The sequence below is a fragment of the Paraburkholderia sp. Ac-20340 genome, from assembly GCF_017104965.1.
Lineage (GTDB): Bacteria > Pseudomonadota > Gammaproteobacteria > Burkholderiales > Burkholderiaceae > Paraburkholderia.
The window spans coordinates 67,137-84,393 of the sequence record NZ_JAAGPR010000030.1 but is presented as its reverse complement, the minus strand read 5'-3'; the positions used below and the strand labels follow the sequence as shown (position 1 = coordinate 84,393).

16 protein-coding genes and 1 tRNA gene are annotated in these 17,257 nt (G+C 62.1%); all 17 read right to left on the bottom strand.

The genetic code is table 11. The features are described from left to right. Window positions 1-8 precede the first annotated feature (8 nt). On the bottom strand, window positions 9-2,057 hold the full coding sequence (gene nuoL / locus G3N59_RS28775; protein ID WP_205986219.1) for an NADH-quinone oxidoreductase subunit L: 2,049 nt from the start codon (window positions 2,055-2,057) through the stop codon (window positions 9-11). An 11-nt stretch (window positions 2,058-2,068) separates the two neighbouring features. After that, window positions 2,069-2,374 (bottom strand): NADH-quinone oxidoreductase subunit NuoK, encoded by a 306-nt coding sequence (nuoK, locus tag G3N59_RS28770; RefSeq protein ID WP_006052894.1) that lies wholly within the window; start codon window positions 2,372-2,374, stop codon window positions 2,069-2,071. A 20-nt stretch (window positions 2,375-2,394) separates the two neighbouring features. Further along, on the bottom strand, window positions 2,395-3,102 hold the full coding sequence (locus tag G3N59_RS28765) for an NADH-quinone oxidoreductase subunit J (RefSeq protein ID WP_205986218.1): 708 nt from the start codon (window positions 3,100-3,102) through the stop codon (window positions 2,395-2,397). A gap of 174 nt (window positions 3,103-3,276) precedes the next feature. After that, complete coding sequence (nuoI, locus tag G3N59_RS28760; protein WP_144271534.1) at window positions 3,277-3,765, bottom strand: NADH-quinone oxidoreductase subunit NuoI; 489 nt, start codon at window positions 3,763-3,765, stop codon at window positions 3,277-3,279. 12 nt (window positions 3,766-3,777) lie between these two features. Beyond that, window positions 3,778-4,842, bottom strand: coding sequence for an NADH-quinone oxidoreductase subunit NuoH (nuoH, locus tag G3N59_RS28755; protein ID WP_205986217.1), 1,065 nt, complete (start codon window positions 4,840-4,842; stop codon window positions 3,778-3,780). Further along, window positions 4,843-7,176 carry an NADH-quinone oxidoreductase subunit NuoG gene (gene nuoG, locus G3N59_RS28750; protein WP_205986216.1) on the bottom strand — a complete coding sequence of 778 codons (2,334 nt, stop codon included), beginning with the start codon at window positions 7,174-7,176 and terminating at the stop codon, window positions 4,843-4,845. 92 nt (window positions 7,177-7,268) lie between these two features. Next, a complete protein-coding gene (nuoF, locus tag G3N59_RS28745; RefSeq protein ID WP_205986215.1) occupies window positions 7,269-8,597 on the bottom strand; it encodes an NADH-quinone oxidoreductase subunit NuoF in 1,329 nt (442 codons plus the stop codon). Beyond that, window positions 8,594-9,079 (bottom strand): NADH-quinone oxidoreductase subunit NuoE, encoded by a 486-nt coding sequence (gene nuoE / locus G3N59_RS28740; RefSeq protein ID WP_205986214.1) that lies wholly within the window; start codon window positions 9,077-9,079, stop codon window positions 8,594-8,596. The genes nuoF and nuoE overlap by 4 nt, the downstream gene beginning before the upstream one ends. 154 nt (window positions 9,080-9,233) lie before the next feature. Continuing rightward, on the bottom strand, window positions 9,234-10,487 hold the full coding sequence (locus G3N59_RS28735) for an NADH-quinone oxidoreductase subunit D (protein ID WP_205986213.1): 1,254 nt from the start codon (window positions 10,485-10,487) through the stop codon (window positions 9,234-9,236). Window positions 10,488-10,496: 9 nt separating this feature from the next. Next, a complete protein-coding gene (locus tag G3N59_RS28730) occupies window positions 10,497-11,102 on the bottom strand; it encodes an NADH-quinone oxidoreductase subunit C (protein ID WP_205986212.1) in 606 nt (201 codons plus the stop codon). A gap of 22 nt (window positions 11,103-11,124) precedes the next feature. After that, a complete protein-coding gene (locus G3N59_RS28725; RefSeq protein ID WP_205986211.1) occupies window positions 11,125-11,604 on the bottom strand; it encodes an NADH-quinone oxidoreductase subunit B in 480 nt (159 codons plus the stop codon). Window positions 11,605-11,676: 72 nt separating this feature from the next. Then, window positions 11,677-12,036 carry an NADH-quinone oxidoreductase subunit A gene (locus G3N59_RS28720; RefSeq protein ID WP_205986210.1) on the bottom strand — a complete coding sequence of 120 codons (360 nt, stop codon included), beginning with the start codon at window positions 12,034-12,036 and terminating at the stop codon, window positions 11,677-11,679. Window positions 12,037-12,202: 166 nt separating this feature from the next. After that, window positions 12,203-12,287, bottom strand: a tRNA-Leu gene (locus G3N59_RS28715). A 111-nt stretch (window positions 12,288-12,398) separates the two neighbouring features. Further along, window positions 12,399-12,800: a preprotein translocase subunit SecG gene (secG, locus tag G3N59_RS28710; protein WP_205986246.1), complete on the bottom strand. Its 402-nt coding sequence runs from the start codon at window positions 12,798-12,800 to the stop codon at window positions 12,399-12,401. 94 nt (window positions 12,801-12,894) lie between these two features. Then, complete coding sequence (gene tpiA / locus G3N59_RS28705) at window positions 12,895-13,677, bottom strand: triose-phosphate isomerase (protein WP_205986209.1); 783 nt, start codon at window positions 13,675-13,677, stop codon at window positions 12,895-12,897. Window positions 13,678-13,824: 147 nt separating this feature from the next. Then, complete coding sequence (locus tag G3N59_RS28700) at window positions 13,825-14,841, bottom strand: NAD(P)H-quinone oxidoreductase (protein WP_205986208.1); 1,017 nt, start codon at window positions 14,839-14,841, stop codon at window positions 13,825-13,827. Between the two features lie 128 nt (window positions 14,842-14,969). Beyond that, window positions 14,970-17,108, bottom strand: a complete 2,139-nt coding sequence (pnp, locus tag G3N59_RS28695; protein ID WP_205986207.1) for a polyribonucleotide nucleotidyltransferase — start codon at window positions 17,106-17,108, stop codon at window positions 14,970-14,972. Window positions 17,109-17,257: the final 149 nt, after the last annotated feature.

Sequence of the window (17,257 nt, the reverse complement as noted above, 5' to 3'; positions counted from 1 at the left end):
TCCTCGCCTTATTTGCCGCTGAGCGTTACAAACAGGGTAAGGAGGCCAAGCATGCCAATAATCATGGCAAATGCGTAGTGATAGATATAGCCGGATTGCAGGAAACGAATGACAGTTGCAAACCAGCCGATAAACTTGGCGCTCCCGTTCACGACGCCGTCGATCACGACGACATCGCCCTCCTTCCACAGACCGCGACCGATAGCGACTGCTCCGCGTGCGAAGACGATTTCGTTGATCTTGTCGAGGTAATACGCATTTGCCAGCAGCTTGTAGACCGGTGCGAACGTGCGCTGCACGACGGCCGGCAGATCCGGGCGCTTCATATAGAAGAACCACGCCACCACCACGCCTGCCAGCGCAAGCCAGACCGGCACGCCCGAGAACGCATGTGCGCCCATCGCGGCCCAGCCGTGGAACTCTTCTGCCATCTCGCTCAGACCCGGATGGTTCTGGCCGATGAAGATAACCTTGTCGAACGCCACGCCGTTCTGGAAGAACGAACCGAACAGCAGCGGGTCGATCGCGTACGCACCGGCGATGATCGACGGAATCGCGAGCAGCACGAGCGGCACCCAGACCACCCACGGCGACTCGTGCGGAACATGCACGTGATGATCGTCGTGACCGTGGTCACCATGAGCGCCATGAGCCGCTTCGATCCCCATCGGCGACTCCGGATGCTTCGGACCGCGGAAGCGCTCTTCACCGTGGAACACGAGGAAGTACATACGGAACGAGTACAGCGCCGTCACGAACACGCTGGCGACCACCGCAAAGTACGCGAAGCCCGAACCCGGCAGGTGCGAGAGCTTCACGGCGTCGATGATCGAATCCTTCGAGTAGAAACCCGAGAAGAACGGCGTGCCGATCAGCGCAAGCGAACCGACCAGCGACGTGATCCACGTGATGGGCATGTACTTGCGCAGGCCGCCCATGTTGCGCATGTCCTGATCGTGGTGCATGCCCATGATGACCGAACCCGCGCCGAGGAACAGCAGCGCCTTGAAGAACGCGTGCGTCATCAGGTGGAAGATCGCGACCGGGTAAGCCGAGACACCGAGCGCGACCGTCATGTAGCCGAGCTGCGAGAGCGTGGAGTAAGCCACCACGCGCTTGATGTCGTTCTGCACGACGCCCAGGAAACCCATGAAGAGCGCGGTAATGGCGCCGATCACGACGATGAACGACAGCGCTGCGTCCGACAGTTCGAACAGCGGCGACATGCGCGCGACCATGAAGATACCGGCCGTCACCATGGTTGCCGCGTGAATCAGTGCGGAGATCGGCGTCGGGCCTTCCATCGAATCGGGCAGCCAGACGTGCAGCGGGAACTGCGCCGACTTACCCATCGCGCCGATGAACAGGCAGATGCACGAAACGGTGAGCAGGTTCCACGAAGTACCCGGGAACGTCAGCGCGGCGAGCTCGTTGCCTTTTGCGAACACGTCGTTGTAGTTCAGCGAACCACCGTACGCGAGCAGCAGACCGATGCCCAGCAGGAAGCCGAAGTCGCCCACGCGGTTCACGAGGAACGCCTTCATGTTCGCGTAGATGGCGCTTTCACGCTTGAAGTAGAAGCCGATCAGCAGGTACGAGACCAGACCCACCGCTTCCCAGCCGAAGAACAGCTGCAGGAAGTTGTTGGCCATCACGAGCATCAGCATCGAGAACGTGAACAGCGCGATGTACGAGAAGAAGCGCTGGTAGCCCTCTTCTTCGGCCATGTAGCCGATCGTGTAGATGTGCACCATCAGCGACACGAAGGTCACGACGATCATCATGAGCGCCGTGAGCGAGTCGATCAGGAAGCCCACTTCGAACTTCATCCCGCCTACCGACATCCATTCGTAGACGGTCGCGTTGAAGCTCGCGCCGCCCAGCACGTCGAAGAACGTCATGCATGAAAGCACGAACGCAATCGCCACGCCGAGAATGGTGACCGTATGCGCGCCAGCGCGCCCCACTGTCTTGCCGAACAAACCCGCGATGAGCGAGCCGGCGAGTGGAGCCAGCGGAATCGCCAGCAGCAAGTTTTCGTTGAGTGTCGTAGCCATAACCGCCTGCCTTAGCCTTTGAGCTGATCGAGATCCTCGACATTGATCGTGTCGAGGCTGCGGAACAGAGTCACAAGAATAGCCAGACCAATTGCTGCTTCCGCCGCCGCAACTGTAAGCACGAAGAACACGAAAATCTGTCCGTGAACGTCACCGAGATAATGCGAGAACGCAACGAAGTTCGTGTTCACCGCCAACAACATAAGCTCAATCGCCATCAGGATGATGATGACGTTGCGCCGATTCAGAAAGATGCCGACGATCGAGATCGCAAACAGGATCGCGCCGAGGACAAGGTAATGGGCCAGAGTCAACATAGTGGTTCGCTCCTTCGCGCTTAGCTCTTCGTTGCCGGCGCGGCCGGGGCGGCACCAGGCGCTGCAGCCGGTGCCGCAGCGGCGTCGGCCGGCGCGGCCTCTTCCACTTCCGGCACTTCGACCACCGCCTGCATCTTCACGAGACGCACGCGGTCCTTGGCACGCACGGCGACCTGCTTCGACACGTCCTGGCGCTTGCTGTCCTTCGGCTCGCGCACGGTCAGGCCGATGGCCGCGACGATGGCGACCAGCAGCACGAGGCCGGCGACTTCGAAGGCGAAGATGTAATCGGTGTAGATGATCTTGCCGATCAGATGCGTGTTCGACATCGCACCCGAGGACACCGCGGCGAGCGAGCCATCGGCCACCGGCGTGGTGGTCGCGCCGTAGCCGTGCCAGAGAATCAGCGCGGTTTCGACCACCATGATCGCGCCGACGATGGTCGCGACCGGGATGAAGCGCTTGAAGTCGCGGCTCAGCACGTCGATGTTGATGTCCAGCATCATCACCACGAACAGGAACAGCACCATCACCGCGCCCACGTAGACGAGCACCAGCAGGATCGCGAGGAACTCGGCCTCGAGCAGCATCCACACCGCGGCCGCGTTGAAGAACGCGAGCACGAGGAAGAGCGCCGACGAGACGGGATTGCGCGAGGTGATCACCTTCAGCCCTGATAGCGTGAGCAACAGCGCGAAGATGTAGAACAGGACGGTCGTGAATTCCATGATTACTGGTTCATCGTTGAGGCCATCATAAGGCGGATTGCGCAGCGCAGACTGGCGGCCAGACCAGGGAGCGTCGCGCCGCGGCGGTCGGCATGCAGGAACGCGGCATTTTCAGGCGCAGGCGTGCCCCGCAGCCGGCCCGAACCGCGGGCCGATGCAGCGTCAAACTGAAGATCAACGGTACGGTGCATCTGCTGCCTTGTTTGCCGCGATCTGCGCTTCGTAGCGATCGCCCACGGCCAGCAGCATTTCCTTCGTGAAGTACAGATCGCCGCGCTTCTCGCCGTGGTACTCGAGAATGTGCGTTTCGACGATCGAATCGACCGGGCAGCTTTCTTCGCAGAAACCGCAGAAGATGCACTTGGTCAGGTCGATGTCGTAGCGCGTCGTGCGGCGCGTGTTGTCGGCACGCACATCCGATTCGATGGTGATAGCCATCGCCGGGCACACGGCTTCGCACAGCTTGCACGCGATGCAGCGCTCTTCGCCATTTTCATAGCGGCGCAGCGCATGCAAACCGCGAAAACGCGGCGACATCGGGGTCTTCTCTTCCGGGAACTGCACCGTGAACTTGCGCTTGAAGGTGTAACGACCCGTCAGCGCGAGGCCCTTGAGCAGCTCGGTCAGGAAGAACGTCTTGAAGAACTGTTGAATAGCGGTCATTTCGTTCGCCCCTTATTTCCAGATGCTCAGCGGCGACATATACCAGAAGCCCACCACAATCAGCCAGACCACGCACACCGGAATGAACACTTTCCAGCCAAGACGCATGATCTGGTCATAGCGGAAGCGCGGGAACGTCGCGCGAGCCCAGATGAACACGGACAGGAAGAAGAAAGTCTTCAGGACCAGCCAGAACACGCCCGGGATGAAATCGAGGAACGCGAACGGCGCGCTCCAGCCACCGAGGAACAGCACCGAGGTGAGCGCCGAGATCACGATCATGTTGATGTACTCGGCGAGGAAGAAGAGCGCGAAGCCCATCCCCGAGTAATCGACCATGTGACCCGCGACGATTTCCGACTCCCCTTCCACCACGTCGAACGGGTGGCGGTTCGTTTCGGCGAGACCCGAGATGAAGTACACGACGAACATCGGCAGCAGCGGCAGCCAGTTCCACGAGAGGAACGTGATGCCGTGGCTCGCGAACATGCCTTGCATCTGCTGACGCACGATGTCCGACAGGTTCAGGCTGCCCGACACCATCAGCACCACGACGAGCGCAAAGCCCATCGCGATTTCGTACGAAACCATCTGCGCCGCGGCGCGCATGGCGCCGAGGAACGCGTACTTCGAGTTCGAAGCCCAGCCCGCGAGAATCACGCCGTAGACGCCGAACGACGAGATCGCCATCACGTAGAGCAGACCCGCGTTGATGTCGCCGAGCACCGCGCCTGCCTGGAACGGAATCACCGCCCAGACTGCGAAGGCCGGCACCACCACCATGATCGGCGCGACCATGTAGACCCAGCGGCTCGCCTGGGCAGGCTGAATCACTTCCTTGAGCAGCAGCTTCAGCACGTCGGCGATCGGCTGCAACAGACCTGCGGGGCCGACGCGGTTCGGGCCCAGACGCACGTGCATCCAGCCGATCAGCTTGCGCTCCCAGAGGATCAGGTACGCCACGCACAGCAGGATCACCACCGCGACGACGAGAATGCGCACCAGCGCCCACACCGTGGGCCAGGCCATACCGAGCAGCTGGCTGCCGCCTGCATTGATCGTATCGAACAAGCTCATTTACGCCTTCTCCACCAGCAGTTCACCGAACAGGCTGCCGAGCTGCGCGCCGGCCGGCGTTGCCGCCGACACGCGCACCGCCGTCGGCGCAAGATTCGCATCGCGCGTTGCGGGCGCCGTCACCGACAGCTCGCCCTGACGCACGCGCACCGCATCGCCTTCCTTCAGGCCGAGCTGGTCGAACAGCGCAGCCGGCAGGCCGACCGTGTTCGCCACGCGCGCGGCCGTCGTGAGGTGCAGCGCTTCGGCGCGGCGCACGATCGGATCGGCGTGATAGATGGGCACATCGGCGATACGCTCGAAGCGGCCTTCCGCTGCCTTCGCAGCTTGACCGCGAGCGACCGTTGCGCCGGCCTTGTTCGACAGACGCGCTTCGAAGCTGCCGTCGCCGATCGCCTTGCGGCGCACCTCTTCCGCGGCGTCGTATTCGAAGCCCGGCAGGCCGAGCAGCGTGCCCAGCACGCGCAGGACCTTCCAGGCCGGACGGGTGTCGCCGAGCGGGCGCACGACGCCGTTGAAGGTCTGCACGGTGCCTTCGGCGTTGACGAAGGTGCCCGACGTTTCCGTGTACGGTGCGATCGGCAGCAGCACGTCCGCGTAGTCCAGACCGGTCTTGAACGGCGAGAACACGGCGACCATTTCGGCCTGCGCGAGCGCAGCGCGCGCAGCAGCCGGGTTGGCCGTGTCGAACTCCGGTTCGACGTTGAACAGCAGATAACCCTTGCGCGGCTGCTCGAACACTTCGCGTGCGTTCAGACCGTCGCGGCCCGGCAATGCGCCCACGAGGTGCGCACCGACCGTGTTCGAAGCTTCCGTGAGGAAGCCGAGCGTGGCGCCCGTCGTCTCAGCGATGAACTGGGCGGCGGCGTGCAGACGCGAGAATTCCGGATGCTGGACCGCAGCGTTGCCGAGCAGCACGAAGCGGCGCTCGCCGCTTGCGAGCGAGGCCGCAACCTGCTTCGCGGCTTCGGTGGCTTGCGCGCCGGCGAAGCCTTCCGGCAGCGCGACGCCCTTCGCTTCGGCGGCGGCAGCGGCAATCGCAGCGAGTTCGTCGAGCCATGCCGACGGCGCGGCCACGATACGCTGTGCGTTCGGAATCAGCGAGCCGTCGCCGGTCGCGTTGAGGAACGACACCTGCGCGCCGCCCTTGGCAGCCTGACGCAGACGCGCAGCAAACAGCGCGTGATCGCGACGCAGGAACGAACCGACGATGAATGCGGAATCGGCATACGACAGATCGGCGATCTTCGTGCCGAGCCACGGCGCGCCTTCCAGCGGCGCGGCGAAATCGCTCTGACGCAGGCGGAAGTCGACGTTCGGCGTGCCGATTGCGTCCGCGAGTTGCTTCACGAGATGCAGTTCTTCGATGGTGCTATACGGGCTGACCAGCGCGGCGAGCATGTTTTCGCCATGATCGTCGCTGATGCCGCGAATACCCTTGACCACGTATTCCAGCGCGGTCTGCCAGTCGGTCTCGACCCACTCGCCGCCCTGCTTGATCATCGGGCGCGTGAGGCGGTCTTCGGCGTTCAGGCCTTCGTACGAGAAACGGTCCTTGTCCGAGATCCAGCACTCGTTGACGGCTTCGTTCTCGAACGGCAGCACGCGCATCACGCGGTTGTTCTTGACCTGCACGACGAGGTTCGCACCGGTCGAATCGTGCGGACTCACCGACTTGCGGCGCGACAGTTCCCACGTACGCGCCGAGAAGCGGAACGGCTTGCTCGTCAGCGCGCCCACCGGGCACAGGTCGATCATGTTGCCCGACAGCTCCGAATCCACGGTCTTGCCGAGGAAGGTGCTGATTTCCGAGTGCATGCCGCGGCCAAGCATGCCGAACTCCATCACGCCGGCGATTTCGTCGCCGAAGCGCACGCAGCGCGTGCAGTGGATGCAGCGCGACATCTCTTCCATCGAGATCAGCGGGCCGACGTTCTTGTGGAACACCACGCGCTTTTCTTCGCTGAAGCGCGACGCCGACTTGCCGTAACCCACGGCCAGATCCTGCAGCTGGCACTCGCCGCCCTGATCGCAGATCGGGCAATCGAGCGGGTGGTTGATCAGCAGGAATTCCATCACGGCTTGCTGGCCCTGCACGGCCTTGTCCGACGTCGTGCGCACGACCATGCCCTGCGACACCGGCGTCGCGCATGCGGGCACGGCCTTCGGCATCTTCTCGACATCGACGAGACACATCCGGCAGTTGGCCGCGATGGACAGCTTCTTGTGATAGCAGAAGTGCGGAATGTACGTGTCCACGCGCTGCGCAGCCTGGATCACCATGCTGCCCTCGGGCACCTGCACCTTCTTGCCGTCTATTTCAAGTTCAACCATGATGGTTAATCGTCCCTAACCTGTTACCGCTCAATTTCACAGCGGCATTCCCCGCTACGCGGTTCGTGCGCGCGCTGTCCTTACTCGCCCATTCAGGCAGCCACGGTTTCCGGGGCTGCGTGCGAGCCGGCATGACCGCCGACGAGACAACGCTTGTTGTGCACGTGATATTCGAATTCGTCCCAGTAATGCTTGAGCATGCCGCGCACCGGCATGGCCGCCGCGTCACCGAGCGCGCAGATCGTACGGCCCATGATGTTGCCCGCCACCGAGTTCAGAAGATCCAGGTCTTCCTGACGGCCCTGGCCGTGCTCGATACGGTTCACCACGCGATAGAGCCAGCCCGTGCCTTCGCGGCAAGGCGTGCACTGGCCACACGACTCTTCGTAGTAGAAGTACGACAGACGCAGCAGCGAGCGCACCATGCAGCGCGTTTCGTCCATGACGATGACCGCGCCCGAGCCGAGCATCGAGCCCTGCTTGGCGATGGAGTCATAGTCCATGTCCGTCTGCATCATCAGCTCGCCCGGAATGACCGGCGCCGACGAACCGCCCGGAATCACGGCCTTGAGCTTCTTGCCGCCGCGCACGCCGCCGGCGAGTTCCATCAGCGTCGCGAACGGCGTGCCGAGCGGAATCTCGTAGTTGCCCGGACGCTCCACGTCACCCGAGATCGAGAAGATCTTGGTGCCGCCGTTGTTCGGCTTGCCGAGTTCCATGTACGCCTGCGGACCGACGGTCAGCAGGAAAGGAACGGCCGCGAAGGTCTCGGTGTTGTTGATCGTGGTGGGCTTGCCGTACACGCCGAAGCTCGCCGGGAAAGGCGGCTTGAAACGCGGCTGGCCCTTCTTGCCTTCGAGCGATTCGAGCAGCGCGGTTTCCTCGCCGCACACATACGCGCCATAGCCATGGTGCGCGTGCAGCTGGAACGTGAAGTCCGTGCCGAGAATGTTGTCGCCGAGAAAGCCTGCTGCGCGCGCTTCGTCGAGCGCGGCTTCGAAGCGGCGATACACCTCGAAGATCTCGCCGTGGATGTAGTTGTAGCCCACGGTGATGCCCATCGCGTAGGCGCCGATGGCCATGCCTTCGATCACCGCATGCGGGTTCAGGCGCAGGATGTCGCGATCCTTGAACGTGCCCGGCTCGCCTTCGTCCGAATTGCAGACAAGATACTTCTGGCCCGGGAACTGACGCGGCATGAAGCTCCACTTCAGACCGGTCGGGAAGCCCGCGCCGCCACGGCCGCGCAGACCGCCGGCCTTGACGTCCGCAATCACCTGCTCGGGCGGAATCTTTTCTTCGAGGATACGGCGCAGCTGGGCGTAACCGCCGCGCGCAACGTAGTCCTGCAGATGCCAGTTCTCGCCGTTGAGGCCCGCGAGAATCAGGGGTTTGATGTGTCGATCGTGCAATGCAGTCATTTCGCAAGCTCCTCGAGCAGCTGGTCGATCTTCTCGCGGCTCATGAAGCTGCACATGCGGTGATTGTTCACGAGCATCACCGGTGCGTCGCCGCACGCGCCCATGCACTCACCCTCTTTCAAGGTGAACTTGCCGTCGGGCGTGGTTTCGCCGAAGTCGATACCGAGCTTCTGCTTCAGATATTCCGCAGCGCTTTCCGCGCCGCCGTCCGGGCCAAGCTGACAAGGCAGGTTCGTGCAGAGCGTGATCTTGTGCTTGCCGACCGGCCGGGTCTCGAACATCGTATAGAAGGTGGCGACTTCCTGGACTGCCACCGGCGGCATGCCGATGTAGTCGGCCACGAACTGCATCAGTTCGGGGGACAGCCAGCCATGCTCTTCCTGAGCCACGGCCAAAGCCGCCATCACGGCGGACTGTCGTTGATCGGCGGGGTACTTCGACAGCGCGCGATCGATTTCTTTCAGGCCTTCAGCTGAGATCATTTTCAGACACGACTCTTTCAATTCCTACCGTTTCAATTCCCGCCAGACAAACACCTGCCGCGCGTTGTGCATTGCTGCTCGCTGCGACAGTCGTGGCGTTCCCGGTATTTCGCCGCGCGCACCGCACCTGCGGGCGCGCCGGCAGTTTGCAGCCTTAGCGGTCGATTTCGCCGAACACAATGTCCTGCGTGCCAATAATCGTTACCGCGTCGGCAATCATGTGACCGCGCGCCATTTCGTCCAGCGCGGACAGGTGGGCATACCCCGGCGCGCGGATCTTCAGACGATACGGCTTGTTCGCGCCATCCGACACCAGGTAGATGCCGAATTCACCCTTCGGATGTTCGACGGCTGCGTACGCTTCGCCTTCGGGTACATGGAAGCCTTCCGTGAAGAGCTTGAAGTGGTGAATCAGCTCTTCCATGTTCGACTTCATGTTCACGCGCGACGGCGGCGCAACCTTGTGATTGTCGACCATCACCGGACCCGGATTCTTGCGCAGCCACTCAATGCACTGTTTCGCAATCCGGGTGGACTGGCGCATCTCTTCGATACGCACGAGGTAGCGGTCGTAACAATCGCCGTTCACGCCGACGGGGATGTCGAAGTCGAGCTGGTCATAGACTTCGTACGGCTGCTTCTTGCGCAGATCCCACTCGATGCCCGAACCGCGCAGCATCGCGCCCGTGAGACCGAGCTGCATGGCGCGTTCAGGAGTGACCACGCCGATACCCACGAGACGCTGCTTCCAGATGCGGTTGTCGGTGAGCAGCGTTTCGTACTCGTCGACACAACCCGGGAAGCGCGTGAAGAAGTCGTCGATGAAGTCCAGCACCGAGCCCTGGCGCGCTTCGTTCATCTTCGCCAGTGCTTTCTCGTTGTGGATTTTCGACGCCTTGTATTGCGGCATGGCGTCCGGCAGATCGCGATAGACGCCGCCCGGACGGTAGTAAGCCGCGTGCATACGCGCACCCGACACCGCCTCGTAGACGTCCATCAAATCTTCGCGCTCGCGGAACGCGTACAGGAACACGGCCATGGCGCCGACGTCGAGACCGTGCGAGCCGATCCACATCAGGTGGTTCAGCACGCGGGTGATTTCGTCGAACAGGACGCGGATGTACTTCGCGCGGATCGGCACGTCGATGCCGAGCAGCTTTTCGATCGCGAGCACATAGCCGTGCTCGTTGACCATCATCGACACATAGTCGAGACGGTCCATGTACGGCACCGACTGGATGAAGGTCTTGCTTTCGGCGAGCTTTTCGGTCGCGCGATGCAGCAGGCCGATATGCGGATCGGCGCGCTGGATCACTTCGCCGTCGAGCTCGAGCACGAGGCGCAGCACACCGTGCGCTGCCGGGTGCTGCGGGCCGAAGTTGAGCGTGTAGTTCTTGATCTCTGACATGCGACCCTCTTAGTGTTTCCTCAGACCACCGTAGCGATCCTCGCGGATCACACGCGGCGTGATCTCGCGCGGCTCGATCGTAACCGGTTGATAGACTACCCGCTTCTGCTCCGGGTCATATCGCATCTCGACATAACCGGAAACCGGGAAGTCCTTGCGGAACGGATGGCCGATGAAACCGTAGTCGGTCAGAATGCGGCGCAGGTCGGGGTGACCTTCGAAGACGATGCCGAACAGGTCGAACGCTTCACGCTCGTACCAGTTGGCCGAATTCCAGATATCCACGACAGAAGCGACGATAGGCACTTCGTCGTCCGGCGCGAACACGCGCAGACGCAAGCGCCAGTTATTCGTGATGGAGAGCAGCTGCGAAACGGCCGCAAAACGCGGGCCGTCCCAGGCGCCGTCGCCATAGGTTTGATAGTCGACGCCGCAGAGGTCGATCAACTGTTCGAAGCGGAGCGACGGATTGTCGCGCAATTCTGTCGCGACATTCAGGTAATCTACCGCTTTTATGACCAAGGTCAACTCACCGAGCTTTTCAGTGAGACTGACGACGCGCGCACCAAGGGCCGCTTCGAGGTTCGCTTTCAGGGTCTCGAGTTTGCTTGCCATATTGTGGGGGAGGCGTTGGCCTTTATTGACGGGCGATGGTGCTAGTGCGGCGAATCCTCGCCTGCAACTGGATCACCCCGTAGACCAGGGCTTCCGCGGTGGGCGGACAACCTGGCACATAGACGTCGACCGGCACGATACGGTCACAACCGCGCACGACCGAATACGAGTAATGGTAGTAACCGCCGCCGTTGGCGCAGGACCCCATCGAGATGACCCAGCGCGGCTCGGCCATCTGGTCGTAGACCTTGCGCAGTGCGGGCGCCATCTTGTTACAGAGGGTGCCGGCGACGATCATCACGTCGGACTGACGCGGACTCGGGCGAAACACCACGCCGAAGCGGTCGAGGTCGTAACGGGCCGCGCCCGCGTGCATCATTTCGACCGCGCAACACGCCAGGCCGAACGTCATTGGCCACAGCGAGCCAGTGCGCGTCCAGTTGATCAGCTTGTCAGCCGTAGTGGTGACAAAACCTTCCTTCAAGACCCCTTCGATACTCATGTGCTTTCCACTCCAGCGGACGGCCTGCAGTGTCCCCACAGTGCCGCCCATGCTATCCGGCGATTTAACCCGTCATTCCCAGTCCAGACCGCCTTTCTTCCAGATGTAGGCAAAGCCCAGCAGGAATTCGAGCAGAAACAGCATCATCGACAGAAAACCCGGCCAGCCGATATCGCGCAGGGCAACGCCCCACGGAAACAGGAATGCCGTTTCGAGATCGAAGATGATGAAGAGAATGGCCACGAGGTAATACCGTACATCGAACTTCATGCGCGCGTCTTCGAACGCTTCGAAGCCGCACTCGTACGGTGAATTCTTTTCGCTGTTTGGCCGATTGGGACCGAGGATCTTGCCGATGCTGACCAGCGCCACGCCCAGACCAATACCTACGAGAAGGAACAACAGGACGGGGTAATAGGTAGCGAGGTTCAAGGCTATCCTCTATCGGTTGGTTCTGAGGTTCCGCAGGACAACTTCTGGTCGTACCGCGGGAATCGCTTTACGTACTTCGCGCTGCGAACGAAACAAACACGACGTATAAAGCAAAAATGCCAGCCGAAGCTGATGAAGCAAGCGGCTGGCATTTTATCGAATACATTGGTGCCGACGGCGAGACTCGAACTCGCACAGCTTTCGCCACTACCCCCTCAAGATAGCGTGTCTACCAATTTCACCACGTCGGCACTACATGCAATCCGGGACAACAATTTATTGAAACCCGCGAATCGCTTCAAGACTTAAATTCTAACCTGTTCTCGCCGTTTGTTCAATGCACAAAAACAGATTTTTGAAACTTATTTCGGAACATCGTTGCCGGGAACCGAGGCTGCAGCAGCCGAAGCTGCAACTGCCGGAACGCTTGCACTAGACGCTGCGGAAACACTCGCTGCGATCGGTGCAGAAGCAACGACCGGGGCTGGAGCCGAAGCGCCAAGCACGCCCGCCGAAGGCTTCGCATGATACGACCCCAGGTACGTTAATGCAAGCGTCGACACGAAAAATACCGTTGCGAGAATTGCAGTGGTACGCGACAGGAAGTTGGCCGAACCGCTTGCGCCGAACAGGCTGCCCGACGCGCCGCTGCCAAAAGCCGCGCCCATGTCGGCACCTTTGCCGTGCTGCAGCAATACGAGGCCGATCACCCCGAGCGCCGACAGAAGCTGAACGACGATAATCAACGTTTTCAAATACAGCATCACACTCACCTGAGTCCTGGTTGAACGCACCCTCTTCGCGAGGATGCACATGGTGGACGGCACGACCCTCGCAAGAGGCGTCGTGCGCGAACCTTTAGCCCGCGACGCTCGCGCCTGCCGTAGCAGCCGCGCAGATCGCGAGGAAATCTTGTGCCTTGAGCGCCGCGCCGCCGATCAGGCCGCCATCGATATCGGCCTGACGGAACAGTTCGGCCGCATTTTCCGGCTTCACGCTGCCGCCGTACAGCAGGGCGACATCGGCGACATTCGCGCCCTTGGCCGCGAGGCGCGCGCGCAGGAATGCGTGCACCTGCTGCGCCTGCTCCGACGTCGCGCTCTTGCCCGTGCCGATGGCCCACACCGGCTCGTAAGCGACGACGATGCGCGCCGCTTCCTCAACCGACAACACGGCCAGCACGGCGTCGAGTTGCGCACCGACCACCTGCTCGGTCGCGCCGCTTTCGCGCTGCTCCAGCGTTTCGCCCACGCAGACGATCGGCGTGAGGCCGGCCGCCAGCGCACGCTGCGTCTTCACCGCGACGAGCTCCGAGCTTTCGCCGTGATACGCGCGACGCTCCGAGTGACCCACGATCGCGAAACCTGCCTCGAAATCGGCAACCATGCCTGCTGCGACTTCGCCCGTGTAGGCGCCCTGCTCGTGCGCGGAGACATCCTGCGCGCCCCACACTACCCGGCTGCCGCCGAGCAGCGCCTGCGCCTGCGCGAGATAGGGAAACGGCACGCACACGCCGACACGCACGTCGGCAGCCAGCGCCTGAGCGCCTTGTGCCACGCCTTCGAGCAATGCCGCATTGGCCGTCAAGCGGCCATGCATCTTCCAGTTACCGACTACGAGCTTCGATCGTTGTTTCGTCATTGTTTCGGTTGCTGTTAAAAGCGGACGCAAAACACATCATTTTACTGTGTGTAATCGAAGCGGGTCAAACCGCCCGCAACGTCACGCACGAAAAATTTGCGTCGAAAAAACCAGGAAAATCAAGCGTGAATGGCCTGGCGGCAACGATTACGCCACCTTGCTCCAGTCGAGCATGATCTTGCCGACGTGCTCGCTGCTTTCCATCAGCGCATGGGCCTCGGCGGCCTGCGAAGCCGGGAACACCTTGTAGACCACCGGTTTGATCCGCCCCTCTTCGAGCAGCGGCCAGACCTGCGCCTTGAGATCGGCGGCAATCTGCGCCTTGAACTCCACTGAGCGTGCGCGCAGGGTCGAACCCGTGATCGTCAGACGACGGCGCAGGATTTCACCCATGTTGATCTCGCCCTTCGAACCGCCGAGCGTGGCGATCAGCACGATGCGCCCGCCCGTGGCCAGCGCCGACAGTTCGCGCGCCACATAGCCGCCCGCCACCATGTCGAGAATCACGTCCACGCCGCGGTCGTGGGTGAGCGCCTTCACGACTTCGACGAAATCTTCGCTGCGATAGTTGATCGCACGCTCCGCGCCGAGCGCTTCGCAGGCGCGGCACTTGTCGTCCGAACCCGCCGTTGCGAACACGCGAAAGCCCAGCGCATGCGCAATCTGGATCGCCGTCACGCCGATACCGCTCGAACCGCCCTGCACCAGCAGCGTTTCGTTCTCGCCGCCCTCGCCCTTGCCCAGTTGAGCGCGCTGGAACACGTTGCTCCAGACCGTGAAGAAGGTTTCCGGCAACGACGCCGCTTCGAGATCGGTCAAGCCCTTCGGCACCGGCAGACACTGGCCGAGCGGCGCAACCGCGTATTCGGCATAGCCGCCGCCCGCGATCAGCGCACACACGCGATCGCCCACCTTCAGGCCAAACGGATTGTTCTTTTCGTCGATGCTGCCGCCGACGATCTCGCCTGCGACCTCGAGGCCCGGCAGATCGGAAATGCCCGGCGGCGGCGCATACGAACCCTTGCGCTGGAATACGTCCGGACGATTCACGCCCGATGCGCTCACCTTGATCAGCACTTCACCGGCTTTCGGCTCGGGCGTCGGGCGCTCGGTCAGCTTGAGCACGTCCGGCGCACCGAATTCGGTTATCTCGACTGCCAACATTTTCGCGTCTCCCAGGGTATGGATGGCGCTGCGCCCGCGACGCGGCACGCACGGCAATCCCACCTGACATTGTCATAAAAAAACGGCCGGCGCGCTTATCGCGCTGCCGGCCGTTTCAGCTAGCCGCCTTACTGCTGCGGTTCGCCTTGCGGTGCGTTGCCGTCGTTCAGCAGAGCCTTGGCCGACAGGCGCACACGACCCTTCTCGTCCGTCTGGATGACCTTGACCTTAACGATCTGGCCTTCCTTCAGGTAGTCATTGATGTCCTTGATGCGCTCGTTGGCGATCTCGGAGATGTGCAGCAGACCATCCTTGCCCGGCAGCAGGTTCACGATCGCGCCGAAGTCCAGCAGCTTCAGGACCGCGCCTTCGTAGATCTGACCGACTTCGACTTCAGCCGTGATGTTCTCGATGCGCTTCTTCGCTTCGGCCATGCCTTCGCTCGACGTCGAAGCGATGGTCACCACGCCGTCGTCCGAGATGTCGATGGTCGTGCCGGTTTCTTCCGTCAGGGCACGGATCACCGAACCGCCCTTGCCGATCACGTCGCGGATCTTTTCCGGGTTGATCTTGATGGTGATCATGCGCGGAGCATAAGCCGACAGCTCCGTGTTCACGCCCGACACCGCCGAGGTCATCTTGCCGAGGATGTGCAGACGTGCTTCGTGCGCTTGCGCGAGCGCAACCTGCATGATTTCCTTGGTGATGCCCTGGATCTTGATGTCCATCTGCAGCGCGGTCACGCCAGCTTCCGTACCTGCAACCTTGAAGTCCATGTCGCCGAGGTGATCTTCGTCGCCGAGGATGTCAGTCAGCACGGCAAACTTGTTGCCTTCGAGGATCAGGCCCATCGCGATACCCGCGACGTGCGCCTTCATCGGCACGCCGGCGTCCATCAGTGCGAGGCAGCCGCCGCAAACCGAAGCCATCGACGACGAACCGTTCGACTCGGTGATTTCCGAGACGACGCGGATCGAGTAGCCGAATTCTTCAGCGCTCGGCAGGCACGCGACCAGCGCGCGCTTGGCCAGACGGCCGTGGCCGACTTCGCGGCGCTTGGGCGAACCAACACGGCCCGTTTCGCCGGTCGCGAACGGAGGCATGTTGTAGTGGAGCATGAAGCGGTCGCGGTACTCGCCTTCGAGCGCGTCGATGATCTGCTCGTCGCCCTTGGTGCCGAGCGTGGCGACAACCAGCGCCTGCGTTTCGCCACGCGTGAACAGTGCCGAACCGTGCGTACGCGGCAGGACGCCCGTGCGGATTTCGATCGGGCGCACCGTGCGCGTGTCGCGGCCGTCGATACGCGGCTCGCCGTTCAGGATCTGCGAACGGACGATCTTCGCTTCGAGGTCGAACATCACGTTGCCGACGGTTGCCTTGTCGGCTGCCGTCGTGCCGGCCGCAGCCGCTTCTTCTTCGAGCTTCGCCGACGTTGCTGCGTAGACTTCCTTGAGCTTGGCCGAACGCTGCTGCTTGTCGCGCAGTTGGTACGCGGCGAGCAGGTTGTCGTAGGCGATGTCGGTGATACGGGCGATCAGCGCTTCGTCCTTCGGCGCCGGCTGCCAGTCCCACTCGGGCTTGCCGCCTTCGCGAACCAGTTCATGGATCGCGTCGATTGCCGTTTGCATCTGCTCGTGACCGAACACGACTGCGCCGAGCATCACGTCTTCCGGCAGTTGGTCGGCTTCCGATTCGACCATCAGCACGGCACGTTCCGTACCGGCGACCACGAGGTCGAGGCTCGACTGCTTGCTTTGCGAACGCGTCGGGTTCAGGACGAATTCGTTGTTGATGTAGGCAACGCGTGCGGCGCCGACCGGCCCGTTGAACGGCAGACCCGAGATCGCCAGCGCAGCCGACGCGCCGATCAGCGCGGGGATGTCAGCCGGGACTTCCGGGTTGATCGACAGGACGTGGATCACGACCTGGACTTCGTTGTAGAAGCCTTCCGGGAACAGCGGGCGCAGCGGACGGTCGATCAGGCGCGAGATCAGCGTTTCGCCTTCCGACGGACGGCCTTCGCGACGGAAGAAGCCACCCGGGATCTTGCCGGCCGAATAGGTCTTTTCGAGGTAATCGACGGTGAGCGGGAAGAAGTCCTGGCCCGGCTTGGCGGTCTTGGCGCCGACGACGGTCGCGAGCACGACGGTGTCTTCGACGTCGACGATGACGGCGCCGCTCGCCTGACGGGCGATTTCACCGGTTTCGAGGCGCACATTGTGCTGGCCCCATTTGAATTCCTTCACGACTTTATTGAACATGGTCATGGTCACTCACTCCTTACTCATTTGTTATGCGACGCCCGCACACGCGGACGACGCGGCAAGACAGATTCCGGCACCGCGCAGGTCAGAGGAGTGTTATGCCATTCCAGCGCATCGCGCTGCGACACAAACGCCGCGGCGCACTGTCGCGC